This window comes from Cobetia sp. 5-11-6-3 (assembly GCF_013374055.1).
Classification (GTDB): Bacteria; Pseudomonadota; Gammaproteobacteria; order Pseudomonadales; family Halomonadaceae; genus Cobetia; species Cobetia marina.
Window position 1 is genome coordinate 391,047 of record NZ_BLWJ01000003.1, and the last position, 17,026, is coordinate 408,072.

At 65.2% G+C, this 17,026-nt stretch carries 13 protein-coding genes and 1 other RNA gene; 8 read left to right on the forward strand and 6 right to left on the reverse strand.

Going from position 1 to position 17,026, the window contains the following annotated elements; all coding sequences use genetic code 11:
- Positions 1-194: 194 nt before the first annotated feature.
- Both ffs and HXS66_RS07525 read right to left on the reverse strand, forming a co-directional pair.
- An RNA gene (ffs, locus tag HXS66_RS07520) (signal recognition particle sRNA small type) lies at positions 195-291 on the reverse strand.
- A 129-nt stretch (positions 292-420) separates the two neighbouring features.
- Positions 421-1,482: an AbrB family transcriptional regulator gene (locus HXS66_RS07525; RefSeq protein WP_255303149.1), complete on the reverse strand. Its 1,062-nt coding sequence runs from the start codon at positions 1,480-1,482 to the stop codon at positions 421-423.
- A gap of 196 nt (positions 1,483-1,678) precedes the next feature.
- On the opposite strand from HXS66_RS07525, the gene HXS66_RS07530 reads away from it, so the two are divergent.
- Genes HXS66_RS07530 through HXS66_RS07540 form a run of 3 tightly spaced genes read left to right on the forward strand, consistent with a single transcriptional unit; the run spans position 1,679 to position 5,399 of the window.
- Positions 1,679-2,452, forward strand: coding sequence for a response regulator transcription factor (locus HXS66_RS07530; RefSeq protein ID WP_136938854.1), 774 nt, complete (start codon positions 1,679-1,681; stop codon positions 2,450-2,452).
- Positions 2,449-4,116, forward strand: a complete 1,668-nt coding sequence (locus tag HXS66_RS07535; RefSeq protein ID WP_176503202.1) for a sensor histidine kinase — start codon at positions 2,449-2,451, stop codon at positions 4,114-4,116. The genes HXS66_RS07530 and HXS66_RS07535 overlap by 4 nt, the downstream gene beginning before the upstream one ends.
- Positions 4,110-5,399, forward strand: a complete 1,290-nt coding sequence (locus HXS66_RS07540; protein ID WP_176503203.1) for an ABC transporter substrate-binding protein — start codon at positions 4,110-4,112, stop codon at positions 5,397-5,399. The genes HXS66_RS07535 and HXS66_RS07540 overlap by 7 nt, the downstream gene beginning before the upstream one ends.
- Here HXS66_RS07540 and mscK read toward each other — a convergent pair.
- Positions 5,396-8,932 (reverse strand): mechanosensitive channel MscK, encoded by a 3,537-nt coding sequence (gene mscK / locus HXS66_RS07545; protein ID WP_254696554.1) that lies wholly within the window; start codon positions 8,930-8,932, stop codon positions 5,396-5,398. The two genes, HXS66_RS07540 and mscK, sit on opposite strands and share 4 nt — an antisense overlap.
- A gap of 276 nt (positions 8,933-9,208) precedes the next feature.
- Here mscK and HXS66_RS07550 point away from each other — a divergent pair, with 276 nt between their 5' ends.
- The 4 genes from HXS66_RS07550 to HXS66_RS07565 all read left to right on the forward strand — a co-directional run bounded on the left by HXS66_RS07550 (position 9,209) and on the right by HXS66_RS07565 (position 11,887).
- Complete coding sequence (locus HXS66_RS07550; protein WP_254696555.1) at positions 9,209-10,354, forward strand: phospholipase A; 1,146 nt, start codon at positions 9,209-9,211, stop codon at positions 10,352-10,354.
- Between the two features lie 382 nt (positions 10,355-10,736).
- Entirely contained in the window at positions 10,737-11,078 is a 342-nt protein-coding gene (locus HXS66_RS07555; RefSeq protein ID WP_065392495.1) for a YqjD family protein, read from the forward strand.
- A complete protein-coding gene (locus HXS66_RS07560; RefSeq protein WP_043333873.1) occupies positions 11,078-11,500 on the forward strand; it encodes a phage holin family protein in 423 nt (140 codons plus the stop codon). Before HXS66_RS07555 ends, HXS66_RS07560 begins: the two co-directional genes overlap by 1 nt.
- 36 nt (positions 11,501-11,536) lie before the next feature.
- Positions 11,537-11,887, forward strand: coding sequence for a YqjK-like family protein (locus HXS66_RS07565; RefSeq protein ID WP_084207957.1), 351 nt, complete (start codon positions 11,537-11,539; stop codon positions 11,885-11,887).
- A 101-nt stretch (positions 11,888-11,988) separates the two neighbouring features.
- Here the strand turns inward: HXS66_RS07565 and HXS66_RS07570 are convergent, their stop codons facing one another.
- Positions 11,989-13,185: an MFS transporter gene (locus HXS66_RS07570; RefSeq protein WP_176503204.1), complete on the reverse strand. Its 1,197-nt coding sequence runs from the start codon at positions 13,183-13,185 to the stop codon at positions 11,989-11,991.
- Positions 13,186-13,403: 218 nt separating this feature from the next.
- Here HXS66_RS07570 and HXS66_RS07575 point away from each other — a divergent pair, with 218 nt between their 5' ends.
- Positions 13,404-14,312, forward strand: coding sequence for a LysR family transcriptional regulator (locus HXS66_RS07575; RefSeq protein ID WP_176503205.1), 909 nt, complete (start codon positions 13,404-13,406; stop codon positions 14,310-14,312).
- A 28-nt stretch (positions 14,313-14,340) separates the two neighbouring features.
- On the opposite strand, the gene HXS66_RS07580 is transcribed toward HXS66_RS07575, so the two are convergent.
- Positions 14,341-15,537: an NAD(P)/FAD-dependent oxidoreductase gene (locus HXS66_RS07580; RefSeq protein ID WP_077375472.1), complete on the reverse strand. Its 1,197-nt coding sequence runs from the start codon at positions 15,535-15,537 to the stop codon at positions 14,341-14,343.
- Positions 15,538-15,865: 328 nt separating this feature from the next.
- Positions 15,866-16,861, reverse strand: a complete 996-nt coding sequence (locus HXS66_RS07585) for a PepSY domain-containing protein (RefSeq protein ID WP_176493528.1) — start codon at positions 16,859-16,861, stop codon at positions 15,866-15,868.
- Between the last annotated feature and the right edge of the window lie 165 nt (positions 16,862-17,026).

A 17,026-nucleotide genomic window follows, 5' to 3' on the forward strand; every position in this document is an offset into this window, starting at 1 on the left:
CGCCGAACGCGGGTGCTGGACGCGGATATTGAACATAAGCGCCGAACAGGGAAGCCAAAGGCACAAGACGGACACGACAAGACGCCCGACAGGGCATGGCAACATACGAAGGAGTCGATCAGGGGACTTGCGGGGGAACACGTAGACGTGGCATTTCAGGCATGCGGATCTTTGCTGCCCTGAAATGGAGGCGGCCCCATCAGCCACATCCCGGCACACGCGTCAGCCACTACCGTTGCTCCCTTCCGGGCCTGGCGGGGTTTGCAGCCTAGCATTGCGGGAGGACCAACAGGGCCACCACAGACATGATCAATCGGTGAACTACCGAGCCAATCGCTTGAACTTCAAGCACTTGGCGTGATCAAGGCGCACACTATAACAGCGTGTTGCCGCCCTCACAAGAGGGGATGTCGCAGCGCCTCACTCCCCCTTCCTCTCATCGCACGCCTCGCCGTCAGGTACCGGCGCACGCCTCCGGAAATGGCGCACCATCAGCGGTAGCGCCAGCATCAGTACGATCATGCGCAGAAGGTGATGAAAGGCGACGAAGACGGGATCGAGATCCAGCGCCACCGCCAGCAGTGCCATCTCGCCGATACCGCCCGGTGCCAGTGCCAGAAAGGCCACATCGCGCGGCACGCCCATTGCCTGATGGATCACTTCGGCGAAGCCACCCAGTACCGCAAGCGCGATCAGTGTCGCGACACCCGATTGCCCCATCAGCCCCGCCAGTCTAGCGGGCGACAGCCCCTTGAAACGTGCCCCGATGGCGCAGCCCAGCACCAGCTGCATCACATCCGTCCCCCATATCGGGGGCGCAAAGCGCACCACCTCGGCCAATGACAACGCCATCGCCACCAGCAATGGCCCCAGCAACGCGGCATTCGGCAAGCGCAGGCGCCTGCCCAGAGGCAACAGCAACGGCAGCGTCAGTACCAGCCACAGCCCGCTCACCGGCGGGTCGCCTGCCCCGTCCGCTCCACCGCCTCCCTCCAGCAGCCAGTAGAGCGGCGGCAGGATGAGTATCACCAGCAGCACGCGCAGCGACTGGGCCACCGCGATACGCTGGGCATCGCCGCCACTGCGCTCCCCGATGATCACCATCGCCGTCAGCACCCCGGGCACCGAGGCGAACCAGGCACTGGTGGCATCGAAGCCGCAGCGTCGATACCAGGCGGCACAGGCCAGTGTCGAGGCCAGCACGCCGAGCAACAGCAATGTCCCCGACAGCCACCAGCTGGCAAGGTGCGAGACCAGCTCCGGCGACACTCGCGCTCCCAACGTCAGACCCAGCACCCCAAGAAACAGGCTGCGCAATCGCTCCGGCACGGCGAGTGTCAGCCCGGCCATGGCACCGAGCAGATTGGCGACCAGCGGCCCCAGCATCCACGCCAGCGGCATGCCGGTCAGCTGGAAGAGGCTGCCTCCCGCCACGCCCAGCGCCAGCGAGACCGCCAGCGATTTCCACTGATCGTTATCCACGGATGGAGTCCTGAAGCGCTGTCTGACAGCGCGCGCGAACGAGATGAGTGACATTCCGACATCCTTGTCAGCGGCACGAGGGGAGCCTGTGATGGTACGCTAGCCACATGGCTTGTTGCCCTGATGATCCTACCGTGAATCGTGGTGCCTTCGGCAGCCACCTGAACGGGAATACCGTGCATCTCCCGGAGCCCGGATGACCCCCACGCAATCGACACCTTCCACCCCTTCCCGACAGACGCCGTCACTGCTGCTGGTGGAGGACGACGCACTGCTCTCCAGTACCCTGCACAGTGTCTTCATCAGCGAGGGGCTCGACGTCACGCACCTGGCCGATGGCAGCGCGGCGCTGGCGCGACTCTCGCCAGGACAGCCGCACGGCTTCGCGCTGGTCGTGCTGGATCTCAACCTGCCCGGCGCCTCGGGGCTCGAGATACTGGCCGCCCTGCGTGAGCACGATCGCCATACCCCGGTCCTGATTCTCACCGCCCGCGGCGCCATCGAGGATCGCGTACGCGGACTGGATCTCGGTGCCGACGACTACCTCGCCAAACCCTTCGTGCTCGATGAACTGGAAGCCCGCGTGCGTGCTCTGCTGCGTCGTCATGCCAATCATCAGGCCAGCCAGGCCACGCATCAGGGCCGGGCGCTCGAACAGCGACTGGTGGTGGGCAGTCTGGCCTTCGAGCCGCTGAATGGTCGCTTCCTGCTGGCCGAGGCACCGCTGTCACTGCCCCCGCGCGAGCAGCGTCTGCTTGGCTGCCTGATCCAGCACGCCGGTGAGCCGGTGGACAAGGCCCGCCTGACCCGCGAGGCCTTCGGCGAGCAGGAGGCGGTCGGCGACAACGCCATCGAGGTCTATGTCCACCGCCTGCGCAAGCGCCTGGACGGCAGCGACGTCAGTCTGCGCACCATTCGCGGCCTCGGCTATCTGCTGGAACAGGCCCCGGCGGAGAGCCGGACTCCTTGAGCGCGCTCGACTCTCACCAGACCACGGCATCCCCACAGCCACCACGCGATGCCCAACAGCCCGTCAGTCTCTATCGTCGTCTGCTGAGCTGGCTGCTGATCCCGCTGCTGGCCCTGGGTACCCTGTTGCTGGTGCAGGCCTTCCTGTCCGCGCGTGAAGCCGCGGACCGCGCCTATGATCGTCTGCTGGAAGCCTCGCTGGTGACCATCGCCGAGCAGGTCAAATGGCAGGATGGTCAGCTATGGCTCGACCTGCCGCCGGCAGCCCTGGAAATGCTGGCCACCGATGCCCAGGAGCGGGTCTTCTACAGCCTGGTGGACGCCGATGGCGAGCAGGTCACGGGCAACACGCGGCTGCCCGATGCACGAAGCGAGGCCGGCACACATGGCACGCGGGACGAGATGGCGGGACGCAGTGGCGAACTGGCCTTTCGCGACATCGCCTGGCAGGGGCAGGCACTGCGCCTGGGCACGCTCGATACCCGCCTCGGTGGCTGGGGTGATGACCCGCGTCATGGCCAACGCTTCAGCATTCGTGTCGCCCATACCCGCGAAGGGCGCGATGCGCTGACCCAGGAGCTGTACCGTGGCTCGCTGGTGCGCCTGGCAGGCATGGCCATTCTGGCCCTGATGGTGGTGCTGGTGGGCGTGCGCATGGCGCTTGCGCCCCTCACGCGGCTGCGGCGAGCCATCCGCGAACGCGACCCGCGCAGCCTGGCGGCCTTGCAGCTGACGCTGCCGCGCGAGCTTGAGGAACTCAAGCATGCCCTCAATGAGCTGCTGTCCCGCATGCGCCGGGTCCGTGCCAATCAGGAGCGCTTCATCGGCGATGCCTCCCATCAGTTGCGCACGCCCCTGGCCGGTCTCTCCGCGCATGCCGAGCTGGCCCTGCGCCAGCAGGACCCGAGCGCCTGGCACGCGGCACTGGCACAGATGCAGGCCACCGCCAGCCACACCGCCCACTTGGCCAATCAGCTGCTGTCACTGACACGTCTCAACAATCCGGAAGTGCAACCTCCTCGGGTGCCGCTGGAGCTCTCGAGCCTGGTGCGCGACACGGTCAGCCGTCATTTCCTGCGCTGTGATCGCGCCGGTGTGGATCTCGGCCTCGAGATCGCGCCGGACATCGACCATGTCGCCTGGACGCCGGGTGTGGACTGGCAACTGCAGGAGGCGCTGGCCAACCTGATCGACAACGCCTGCAAGCATGGCGCGCGGGTAGTGACCGTGACGCTGAGCCGCGAGCACGCGATACCCGCCAGCGGAGAAGACGCGGCACGTGACTCGGCCACGCCAGGCCGTCTGCGCCTGAGCGTCGAGGATGATGGCCCGGGCATCACGCCGGAGCGGCGTCTGCTGGTGCTGCGCCCCTTTCATCGCCATGCCCGGGCAGACCAGCACCCGGCCGCCCAGCCGATGTCCGATGCCTCAGGCGGCCAGACACCCGAGCAGAGTGGCGCAGGGCTCGGGCTTGCCATCGTCGATGGCATTGCCCGCCACCACGATGCCCGGCTGTCATTGGAGGCCTCCGACCCTGCCCCCGCTGATGGCGCTCGGCCGGGACTGCGCGTGAGCTTTCACCTGCTGCCCTGCCCGCCTCCCGTGACCGCCACTGCACCAGCCTCACGCGAGGCATCGACCGGCCCCAAGGGGGATGCATGTTGAGAACGCACCGCTGCTGGGCCGCCGTGCTCACCGTCGTCGGGCTGGCCGTCGCGTCGTTGTGCTCGGCACAGGACACCGCGAGCTTCGACCCGCAACTCGATGAGCATCAGGCACTCTGGCTCAAGGCAGGAGAGCCCGTGGCCGCGCAGGCCGTCCAGTCCGGGGAAGAGGCGGATCTGGTGATCCATGCGGCGCTGGATCTGCCCGAGATTCGTCCGCTGCTGCAACGTTACAGCCGCGAACACCCCGGGATGCTGCTGCATTACGTCAATCGCTCCGCGCTGGCGCTGGAAGCCCGCTATCTGGCCGCCCCCCTGACACCTCGGGCCGACCTGATGATCTCCTCGGCCATGGGCCTGCAGTACCGTCTGGCCAATGGCGGCCATGCACGCCCGCTGCAAGCCGCGAACCTGACAGGCTGGCCCGAGAGCTCACGCTGGCGCAATGAGCTGTTCGCCATGAGCTTCGAGCCCATCGTGATGGTGGCGCGCCGCGATGCGCTGAAGCGTCTGGCCGACAGCGAAGGACTGCGCGACCCTCGCGATGCCCTGCGCAGTCATCGGGATCTCTGGCATCTGCTGGAGACACGCCGGGAGCTGCTGCGCGGTCGCGTGATCACCTACGACCCGCGTCGCAGCGGCTCCGGCTTCACCTATGCCGTCTCCGATGCCCGTCAGTCGCCTCGCTACTGGACACTGGTGCGCGCCATGGGTCAGGCCGATGCACGGCTGGTGACCACCACCGGCGCCATGCTCGAGGCACTGGCCAACGGCGAGGTGGATATCGCCTACAACCTGGTCGGGCCCTATGCCATCTCCTTTGCCCGCGCGCACCCTGAGCTGCTGGTGATCGTGCCGGAAGACTACGTGCTGATTCAGCGCCGACTGGCGTTCGTGCCGCGCCAGGCACCGCATGGTGATGCCGGCGAGGCATTTCTGGACTGGTGGTTGAGTCTTGAGGGCCAACAGGCGGTGGCCAATGACAGCGATCTGGGCGCATTGCATCCCGATGTGAGCGGTGACGGCAGCGCGCGTGATCTGCGTGAACGTCTCGGCAACGCGCTGCGCCCCATCGAGATAGGCCCCGGCCTGCTCGCCACCCTCGACAGGCTCAAGCAGGCCAGCTTCCTGAGCCGCTGGGCGCTGGAGTTTCGGGCCCCGGCGCCCGGGCCCAGGTCTGGCTCTGAGCCTGCGTCTGAGTCTGAGTCTGACTCTGAGTCTGAAACCAGGCCTGCACCTGAGACTCAAGCAACACCGGCCTCACCGGCCACGCTCGACGACTAACGGCCGCCGCCATCTCCCCCGTCGCCGTCCGTCGCGTCGGGCGCGGATTCGCGCAACCCGGCATCTTCACGGCCGCCCACGCCGGTGGTCGGCTTGCGACGAGCGATCAAGGCGCCACCCTCACGGTGCTCGCTGCTTGACGGTGCGTCTCCCGTCTCGGCTCCAACGCTTTCCGGCGAGCCGCTGGCCGCTCTGAGCGGCTCGCCCGTGGCCGCTCGCTGCTCGATGAGACGCTCGGTGCCATCCTGACGATGCAGCCAGACATCCATCTGCTGGAAGGCCACCTTGAGACCGTTCTCGCGGAAGCGTGCATCGACCCAGCGATTGATCTCGTCTGTCGCATACAGGCGGTCGGTAAGGTCGTTGACGTAGATGCGCAGCTCGAAGCCGAAGTTGTCCTTGTTGTAGCTCAGACAGAACACCAGAGGCTCCGGGTCCTTGAGCACCCGCCTGTTCTCCTGGGCGGCCTGCATCAGCAGGCGGTGCGCCAGATCCAGATCACTGCCATGGGCGACGCCGAAGTTGAGCACCACCCGCGTCACGTTGTCCGAGAGTGACCAGTTGATCAGCTGGTCGGTCACGAACACCTTGTTGGGAATGATGATCTCCTTGCGGTCGAAATCCGTCACCGTGGTGGCACGGATACGGATACGACTGACCGTCCCGTGCAGATTGCCGATGGTGATGGTGTCGCCGATGCGTACCGGGCGCTCGAACAGGATGATCAGGCCCGAGATGAAGTTGGCGAAGATCTCCTGCAGACCGAAGCCCAGGCCGACACTCAACGCCGCCACCAGCCACTGCAGCTTGTCCCAGCTGACGCCCATGCTGCCCAGTGTCATCACGAAGCCCGTCGCCATGATCACGTAGGACAGCAGCGAGGTGATCGCATAGCTCGACCCCTGCTTGAGTTCGAGCCGCGACAGGATCGAGACCTCCAGCAGGCCCGGCAGGTTGCGCGCCATCATCACCGCGACCCCGAGAGTGACCAGCGCCGCGATCAGGTCCGCCAGCGAGATGGGGGTCGCGGAATCTCCCTCGGCCGAGGCGGCGATCTCCCAGACCACGACGCTGTCCAGGTAGCTGAGCACATTGAGCAGATCCGCCCAGACCAGATAGAAGATGAACATGAAGCTGATGACCAGAATCAGCTTCGACAGGCGCAGCGACTGGGAATTGACCTGCTCCATGTCCAGCGGCGGCTCCTCGACCACCTCGACGCCGCCCTCCGCGCCTTCCTGCACCTGGGCTCGCCGACGCGCCACGGCACGTCGATACGCCAGACGGCGCGCCGCGACTGCCAGCCCGCGCACCACGGTGGCCTCGACCAGAATCCAGGCACCGAACAGGAACAGCGTGGTGATGAAGCGTCCACTGAGGCGCAGTGCCGTGTACTCATACCCCAGGCAGATCAGCACGCCCAGCGCCACCGGCACCATGGCCATGGCCAGCCCCAGAATCAGGCGAAACAGCTTGAGACCGAAGAACGGCACATGCGCCAGGATCAACCGCGAGAGACAGAAGCTCATCGCGCATAGCCCCGAGAACAGGATCAGCAGACCCAGCGGGCGCTCCAGCAGATTGAGATCCGCCTCGCTGATGATGTTGGTAGTCAGGATGACCGGCAGCAGCGCGCAACCCAGCCACCACAGATGGCGGCGCAGCTCGGCCACGTAGTTGGCGGGCCACTGGAAGTGACGCTCGGCCACGCCATCCTTGACCAGCAGGCGCCGGAAGATGGCGAAGATCCCCCATGCCAGCGCCAGCTTGAGCAGTGCCTGGCCCAGCGCCCACAGCATGACGCCCTCCCCCAGCGACAGCACGCTGCCGATCAGTGCCAGCGCGAGTGCACCGGGGATCGCCAGCATCACGTTGAGCAGGATCGCCCGCGGAGTGTGCAGCTGGGTGTCCTGCTTGAGGCGGCCTATCTGGGCATGCAGGTCCGCCAGGCGCGATCGGATGTGCGAGCGCTTCCAGGTGATGAAGATCAGCAACAGCAGCCCCGGCAGCGCCACCCACAGATCATTGAGCTGGAAGCCCTTGGACAGCCCCGCCACCACGCCACGCCATACGGTGGGCTTGAGCTCGTCCGCCAGCATTTGTGGAGTACGCGACAGCCAGTCCAGGTCCAGTGGCTTGCCGTTGGCGACCCAGAAGAGCTGCTCCTCGATGGTCTGGCGCAGACGTCCGGAGACTTCGAGCAACTGCTGCTGGTTGAGCTGCAGATCAATGGCGCGCGCCAGCAGGCTGTCATATTCCTTGTCGAGCTTGTCGACCAGCTCCTTGCGGGCCTCCAGCTGGCGAGTCAGCGCCTGACGCAGCTCGGAGCTGACCGTCTGGGCATCGGCGTTGCCGCCGGGGCGCTCCAGCGCGGCGCTTTCGCTCAGCACTTCGCTTTGCAGATAGTGCGGAATGTCCGCGAGCTGTTCGCGCACCTTGTTGAGTTCGAACTGCTTGAGGCGCAGATCGGCGATCTCTTCCTTCAGGTCCTGACGCACGTCAACCTTGGGCAGATGACTCTGTTGCTCACGCAGGATACGGGCCAGCAGCACGCTGCCCTTGATGGCCTCGATCTGCTCGCTCATGGTGCGCTCGACCTGGGTGACGCGGTCCAGCTGGGTGCGCACCTCGAGACCATCGCGGATCACGGCGTTGACGCGATCCGTGATCGCCAGCAGCTGGCTGCTGAGTTCACGGTTGCGACTCAGGACCTGCTGGAAGATGGGGTTGCTGGCCAGCTCGGCATTCTCGCCGCTGGTGGCCTCCGCGATGGTCTGCTCGGACTGGTCTCGCCGCTTGGCGTTGACCAGGCTCTGCACCACCTTGAGGTCCTGCTCGAGAGTCTCGATACGCCGGCTGTAGAGCGTCTTGCGTACCTGCGCCAGCTCTCGCAGCTGCGAACTGGAGTTGAGCTCGGTGTGACTGAGCTCGCCACGTGCCTCGGCCAGGGCCAGACGCGCCTCCAGCAGGTCTCGCCCCGTGCCGGTCAGTGCCTGGCTGTCGCTGCCGGAGAGCTGGGTCTGCAGGCGCTGCACCTGCTGCTGGGCATCCGCCAGGGTCGAACGAGAGCGCTCCGGCAGACTCTGGGCATTGATGAGGCGCCGATTGGTACTCGCGAGCTTGTCCTGCAGGCTCTGGAGCTCGTCCAGGATACGCGTCATGCGCGCATCCAATGCCTCCACCGATTCCTCGGCGAGACTCGCTTCGTCGAGCTGACTGGTGCTGTCGCGAGGCAGGCTCGCCAGCGCTGCCTGGGCCTCGGCCAGATCACCCGGCGCCGTCTTCACCTCGGCCTTGATATCCTTGAGGTTGCTGTTGGCCTCACCGAGATCATCGAGTACCGTCAGGGTTTCCTTGAGATCCGCGATCCGCTGGCGTGTCTCCGCGTCAGGCTTCTCGACGCTCTGCAGGTCCTCCAGCTGGCCCTGCACATCGCTGCGCTCCACGACGGCCTGTGCCATGCCGGGCAAGGCGCACAGCAGCACGACAAGCATCATCACGATCCATCGCGTCGTCGCTCTCAAGGAATTCATGCCTGACACATCCATCTCCTCACCCGCATCGTTACCAGAGGCAGACCTCTCGGGGTCCACGATGCCTGCATTGTCAACTGAGCCTCAGTCAGGCGCAATCGCTCCGACACCTCCCCGCCAAGCGCACCATGGGGATGTGAGCGGCAGGCGACAGAGGTGTCGTCGGTTGCCAGCTGGCACCCCACGCCCGCCAGCCAGTAGAATGGCAGACTTGTCATGATCGTTGCCCCATAATGCGCTGCTCGTCTCTTGCGGTGTTACAGACAGGATATTTCCATGCTTCTCTGCCCTACCTCCACCGGCTCTCGGCCAGTCGCGGCATGCCTGTCCGGAATGCTGGCGTCAGCGCTGCTGACCTGCGCCCCACTGGCCAGCGCAGACGTGCCCTACACCATGGACAGCCAGGGCCGCGTGGTACTGGCCAATGGCCAGCGCTTCACGCCCCGAGAACTGGGGATGACTCCGGCCCAGGCGCGTGCAGGGGCACGCAAGAGCGATCCACGTCGCACGCCGATCTATACGCAGCCCGCACGTGGCGGCGCAGAGCTGGCGGCGAGTGATGACGCCCCTGCCTCCGTGGAAGGTCAGGAGAGTCAGGGGCAGGACAGCCTGGCTCAGAAACGTGCCGAGGAGCGGGTGGTGCTCGAGGACGATGCCGAGAGCAATCCCCTGGCCATCACCGCCTACAAGCGCAACTATCTGCTGCCCTGGGCCTACAACTCGACCCCGAATGAGAGCAGCTTCGCCCAGGTGACCCGCGAAGGCGAGGTGGACAACACCGAGGTGAAGTACCAGCTCAGTCTTAAGGTCGGGCTGGTGAATGACATCTTCGATGACAATGGCGACCTGTACTTCGCCTATACCCAGCGCAGCTGGTGGCAGGCCTACAACTCCGATGCCTCGGCGCCGTTCCGCGAGACCAACTACGAGCCGGAAGCCTTCCTTCAGTTCGACAATCGCTATGAACTGCTGGGCTGGACCAACACGCGCAATCGCATCGGTTTCGCCCATCAGTCCAACGGGCGTTCCGACCCGCTGTCGCGCAGCTGGAACCGGGTCTATGCCGACATGATGTTCCAGAATGGCGACTGGGCCGTGGCGATCACGCCGCATTGGCGCGTGCCGGAGGAGTCCGATGAGGACGACAATCCGGACCTCTACAACTACATCGGCTACGGCGACATCACCGTGGGCTATACCGCGGATCAGCACGAGTTCACCTGGATGGTGCGCGGCAACCCCTCCAAGGGCAATTTCGGCAACCAGCTGGATTACTCCTTCCCGCTGTTCGGCAAGGTGCGCGGCTACGTGCAGTACTACCACGGCTATGGCGAGAGCCTCATCGACTACGACCACAGCGTGAATCGCCTGGGGCTGGGCTTCTCGATCAACACCTTCTTCGCCGGCCTGCCAGAGACCTGATCTTCGGCCAGCGCGCCTCTCACGGGCCGCCGAGCCATGATCCCCTCGCCACGCAACGGGCAGCCCAGGCTGCCCGTTGCGTCGTTTCAGGCCGTGCAGACAGGATTCATCCTCCCTGATCCAGATCAACGAATGCGCCTCGGCTCCCCCCGATATCATCATCCAGGCATTGCCAGCCCTTGTGTTTGTTCCCGGTGGCCCCAAGGATTTGTTCATGACCAGAAAAGACGCAGCCAGGCAGGAATCGCTGCGACCTGAAAAGGTCATGCCCTGCCGCCAGCGGCGCCCCAGGGAAGACTGAGTTCGAGAGTCATGCGCGCCCTCTGGCGCTCACAATTCACGAAATCTGATTCGACACACGGGAAGGAGACACAACATGGCCATGCAGAAAATCGGTGATCATACGACCACAGCCAATTCAGCCACCGGTGCCAACACCGAGCAGCTGAAGGAAGACCTGCGTCATCTCTCCCAGACCGTCGAGGAACTGCTGCACGCCTCGGCCGAGGATTCCCGCGAGAGCATGAAGGAAGCGCGTGCCCGCGCCCAGACCCGCCTGGAAGCCACTCGTGCCCGACTGAGTGCCCAGGGTGACCGTCTGGCCGCCAGCGCGCGTGAATCCGCGGACTGCGCTGACCGCTACGTGCACGACAACCCGTGGACCAGTGTCGGTATCGGCGCTGCCGCCGGTGTCGTCATCGGCATGCTGCTTGGCCGTCGCTGATGCAGGAGCAAGGGCCGGTTGAACGCGTACTTGGCGCCATCCGTCGTCTGACCGCGAGCCTGGTGGAGAGTGGCGAGACGCGTCTGCGTCTCGCCGTGCTGGAGCTCGAGGAGGAACGCGAACGCTTGTTCGTGATGCTGCTGCTGTCAGGTATCGCCCTGATGCTGATCTGCTTCGGTATCGGCCTGGCGATCCTGCTGGTGGTCGTGGCCTTCTGGGATACCCATCGCCTGCTGGCCATCGCCTTGAGCGGCGGTATCCTGCTGGCACTGGGCGGATTGATCGCCTGGCGAGTCAAGGTGATCGCTTCCCAGCGCAGCCTGCTGCGCTCGACGCTCAGCAATCTGAGCCGCGACAGCGACAGCCTCAAGGACGTCCGCGCCGACGCTCTGGAACGCCAGCGCCAACGCGAAAACCTCTGATGCCCCCCGCCTGCCAGCCCCTGTAAAGGAGGCGAGATGAGTTCTTCCAGACAGTCCCTCGCGCAGCGTGAGCCGGCACTGCCCCCCTCAGGGGGGAACGGTCGCCGGCAAGCGCATTCGCGCGATGCCAGGCGTGCGGAACTCGAAGCACGCATCAGCCAGCAGCGCCTCGACGTCAGTCATGCGATGCGTGACCTCAAGGAGGCAACCGCCCCCATCGACCGTGGCTGGGCCAAGGTGCAGCAATACCGTGGCCCGTTGGTTCTGGTGGGCGGCCTGATTGCCGCGCGGGGAGGTTTCCGGCCAAAGAAGGGCCTGAGCCTGATCAAGCGCGGCCTGATGGGCTGGGTGATGATTCGCCGCCTGAGAATACTGTTCGACAAGTGATCACGATACATACCGAAAGCCCCGCCACCTGGCACTCAGGTCGCGGGGCTTTTTTCGTCGCACGTCTCGATATGCAGCGGGCAGGCGTTGCCCGGGATGACTCAGGCGCCGCGACTGTCGCGCTTGAGCAGATGGATACCCAGATAGAGAGCCGCGAAGATCAGGCCCAGCACGGCGCCAAAACCGAAGACATTGCGACCATCGCCGGGCAGGAACTCCAGGAAGGAGGTCAGGAACTGGCCCAGGAAGATCGCCATCGTCAGGTAGGCGAGATTGCGTCCACGCACCAGTGCGTGGCTGCGCTCCACCGTCATGTGGTTGAGCAGCGGAATCGAGAAGCCGAAGCCCATCCCGGCCAGCACGGCACCCGCGCTCATCACCCCCATGTTCTCGGCCTGCTGGAAGACGAACAGGCTGGCGGCATACAGTACGAAGGCCAGTGCCAGCGTCGGCATCTCGCGCAAGGTACGTGAGACCTTCGGCATCCACATCGCCGCCACCACCGCGACCATCGAGATCGCCGCCAGGAAGATGCCGGTCGAGGCCTCGTTCAGCCCCAGCAGGTTCAGGCGCTTGGGCAGCATGACGATGGCGGTGAAGAACAGCGTCATGGCCATGGCCGCCGCCAGATAGACACTGGTGAGCGAAGCGGACAGCGCCTGCTGGCCCGACTTGCCAACCGTTTCATCAGGGGATGCAGGTGACTGCCTGGGCACCATCATCCACAGCATGGCCAGCAGCAACCAAGCCAGCAGGTAGAGCAGGAAAGGCAGCTGCCAGGCGATGCCTGCCAGCACGCCACTGACGAACAGGAAGATCACACCGCCAAGTTCGATGGACATGCCCTGCTGGGCAATCATCTTGAGTCGCGCATGGCCGTGATACCACTCGGAGATCAGCGTGGTGCCTCCCGCCATCACGACCGCGGTGACGCCCCCCAGCAGGATACGATCGGCGAACACGGCGACGGTGCCTTCCAGCAGTGCCCCGCCCGCCCCCAGCAGACCATACAGGAACAGCCCGCCAGTCAGCGCGCGATAGGCCCCGAGGCGGTCGATCATGCGCCCGGCGATAGGCGCAAACAGCACCGCACCCAGCGACGGCAGGGTGATCAGCCAGCTGGCATGGCTCTTCACCTCAAGCGCCGAGGCGATGCTCAGAAGCCCCGGCGCGACCACGGTTCCCACCATGATGGTCAGACAGGCGACCGCCAGCAGCGTGAAACGCCCGCCGCCAGAAAGTGGTCGAGAGGTATCGCGCGTATCCTGCGCGATACCTCGGGAAGTTGATGTCGTCATATCGGCTCCACTCGGAAACAGGGCCCTCTTGCCAGCCACTGCATCGCCGCGCCCTCCTGGCTTGTGAGACACGAAAGCCGGGAGGGCGCGAGAGGAAGAAAGCTGACGGAGGAAGGCTTGGCAGGTCCCCAGACTAATGAGCGAGCATTGATAATAGAAATGACGATACTTGATATGACTTATACTTGATGAACATCAATCAACTGACGAGAGCTGCCATGGAACTGCGCACACTGAGAACCTTCATTTCCGTGGCGACGCACCGGAGCTTCTCGGCCGCCGCCCGCGAGCTGCACACCGTTCAGCCTGCCATCAGTCGCCAGATCGCCGATCTTGAAGCCGAACTGGGCGTGAGTCTGTTGTGGCGCAATACGCGGGAAGTGCGAGTGACGGCACCCGGCGAGGCGTTGCTGGAAGAAGCGCAGCGCATGCTGGCGCTGGAAGCACAGGCACGCAAGCGCGTGGCGATGGCCGCCAGCGGCCAGACCGGCACGCTGCGCATCGGCTACATGAGCTCGGCCTGCGCAAGCTTCGTGCCCGGCCTGATGCGCGACTTCGCCGCCAGCCACCCCGAGGTCAGCCTCACCTTGCATGAGATGAGCGCCCAGCAGCAGCTGGATGCCTTCGCGCGTGACGAGATCGACCTCGGCCTGTCGCGTCCGCTGCCCATCGAGCAGCGCGATACCCTGACGGCTCTGCCGGTCTACGAGGATAGGCTGATGGCGGTCGTGCCCGAGGGCCATCGTCTGGCGCACCGCAAACGACTGGCCCTGAGCGAGCTTGCGCAGCAGGACTTCGTGCTGTTTCAGCGCACGCAGGCGACGGGGCTGTTCGACCAGATCATCAGCGCCTGCGGCGATGCCGGCTTCTCGCCGCGCCTCCAGCGCCAGCCGGCCATGATGCAGACGCTGCTCAGTGAGGTCGCGGCCGGACTGGGGGTCGCCATCGCGCCCGGCTGCATCCGCCGTCTGCAGTGCGATGGCTGTCAGTTCATTCCCCTGCGTCCGGCGCTCGGGGCGGTGCCATTGGAGCTTCACTATCCGACCACACCGGGCCGACCGGTGACCGAGGCCTTCGTTGCGCTGGTCGAGCAGCGCCGGCCCGCCATCCGCCAGCAGATGGCATGAGACGCGGCCAGTGGTGAGAACGTGCTGGTCAGCAGTTCAGCCCGCAGGCCACCGCCGAGGACCACGCCCACTGGAAGTTGTAGCCGCCCAGTTCGCCGGTGACATCCAGCACCTCACCGATGAAGGCCAGCTGCGGGAGATCGCGCACGCTGAAGTCCTTCTGCGAGATGGCATCGGTGACCACGCCGCCCATGGTGACCTCGGCGGTGCGCCAGCCTTCGGTGCCCGCCGGCTTGAGCTGCCAGTGGTTGAGCGCCTTGGCCAGCTGCTCGAGACGCGCGTTGGAGAGCTCGGCGAGGCTGCGCTCGCTGATGCGGCCGGCATCGGCATCCTGCCACTCGACCAGCGACTGGGCGAGGCGCTTGGGCAGGCGCTCGCCAAGCCAGGGGCCGATCTGGCGCTTGGGATGCTGCTCGCGCAGGGCGAGCAGCTCGGCGTAGGCGTCCACCCCCGGCAGCAGGTCGATGTCCAGTGGCTGACCGGGCGTCCACCAGCTGGAGGCCTGCAGCATCGCCGGGCCGGAAAGCCCACGGTGGGTGATCAGCATCGGTTCGCGATACTGGCCCTTGCCGGCAGTGACACTGACGTCACAGGCAAGCCCGGACAGCGGCGACAGGCGCTCCTTCCACTGCGAGGTCAGCGTGAACGGCACCAGCGCCGCGTAGGTCTCGGTGACCTCGAGCCCGAACTGGCGCGCGATATCATAGCCAAAGCCTGTCGCGCCCAGCGTCGGGATCGACATACCACCGGTCGCCACTACCACCCGCCCTGCCGTATGCGTGCCGTTGCTGGTCTCGACCCGCATGCCCTCACCCGCACGCTCAAGCGAAGTGATGCGCGTGTTGAGACGAATCTCCGCCCCGGCCCACTCGCACTCCGTCATCAGGATCGCCAGCAGATCCTTGGCGGAATCCGCGCAGAACAGCTGCCCCGGCTTCTTCTCGACATGCTCCAGCCCGTGACGCTCCACCAGCTCGAGAAAGTGATGCGGCGTGTAGCGCTTGAGTGCCGAGATGCAGAAGTGCGGATTGCGTGAGAAGAAGTTGGACGGCCCGGCATCCAGGTTGGTGAAATTGCAGCGCCCGCCACCTGACATCAGGATCTTCTTGCCGGCCTTGTTGGCGTGGTCCAGCACCAGCACGCGCTTGCCCTGATAGCCCGCCGTGGCGGCACACATCAGGCCTGCCGCGCCTGCGCCGATGATGATGACGTCGTATGTGGCCATGCTGGAAACCTCGTGCAACAAGAAGAGAAAGACGGTGCTGAAACGCCGAGTGCTCGAGTAGAGGCACCGTGGTGGCCCGACTGTGCCAGACACCGGCCGCGCAGTTTACCAGAAGCCACGCCCGGTTTCGGGCTCCCGCCGTCCCCTGGCAACATGCGGAGCGCGGATTGGCCATCAAAAGGAGCGCTGCGGATATCCACAGCGCTCCTTTTTATCTCGCACGTCAGCTCGCACGTCAGCTCGCACGTCAGCTGACATGCCATCTCGTCAGGTTCTGTCGTGTCTCGCTGGACACGACATCAAGCCAAGAGCCTGCTCACCTCACCTGTCACATTCCGGCATGCAGCCCCAGTCCCAGAGCCGCCGACAGACCGATACCGGCCGCCATGAGCAGGCCGCCCAGGGGGCGCCGACGTTTCATCTGCCACCACATCCACAGGCCAGTCAGCCCCCACAGCACCATCACGCAGGCCATGACATCCACGACCACGGCCCACAGCCACTCCAGCACGCTGCTCTTGTAGCCATGCTGCTTGTGCAGATGCGTCAGGGTTTCGCCAAGCCCCGCGCCGGGCTGGACCTGCCCGACGGGCTGGCCCTTCAGCTTGCCTGAATACAGGTCCAGCTGGGCAGTGAAGCGCTGGCCGCTGCCGTCCTCCAGCGTGAAGTCGAGCGTCCCCTTGCCATTGAGCGGCTGACGTTCACTGGCGCCGATCGCCTCGCGAAGACGGGCCTGCTGACTGACCAGTGGCACCGCCAGTGGCGAGGTGTCAGGAAGCGTCAGGGTCTGGCCGGCCAGCGGCATGCGAGCAGGACGAGCCGACGCATTTCCCGCGGCGTTTTCCTGCATGGCGATGCGCCGTCCCTCACCGTGGGAAAGATCCACCATGTAGCGCTGACGCATGTCCGCTCCCCGGGAATCCAGCAGCAGAGACAACGGCGCCCCTTCGAGCGCCTGCGGATCAACCAGCGTGAATTCGTGACGCCCCGAGGAGACTCGGTTCATTTCCGCCACGGTGGCCACGGCCAGAGCCTGAGCATCCACCGGGCCCAACGCGGCGCGTTGCAATGCCTCGGACGACAAGGGTGTCTGCTGGATGTCGCGATACAGACCGGGATGGTTCATCAGGAAGGCGCTCACGCCATACAACAGCACGAAGGGCACCAGCGCGACGCCGCAATACAGATGCAGAGAGCGGATCCAGGGATTGAGTCGCTGCGCCAGGGTCTTGCGCCGCCCTCGCTGACGGGGGGTGTCCTGACGCATGGAAGTGGCGCGCGAGGCGGGCCGTTGAGCGGGGGCACCGGGTGCGACATCTGACATGATGACTCTGTTCCTGGGGAGAGCAACGACAAGGTGGATGCACACGCCTTCGCGCGGGTGCGATCAAGAGGCGCAGATGATAAGACAAATACACCTCATCGGCGAATGATTCTCACATGCAGTCACATCGCGCAATCGAATGGCGCGGATCGTCGACGCCAGATG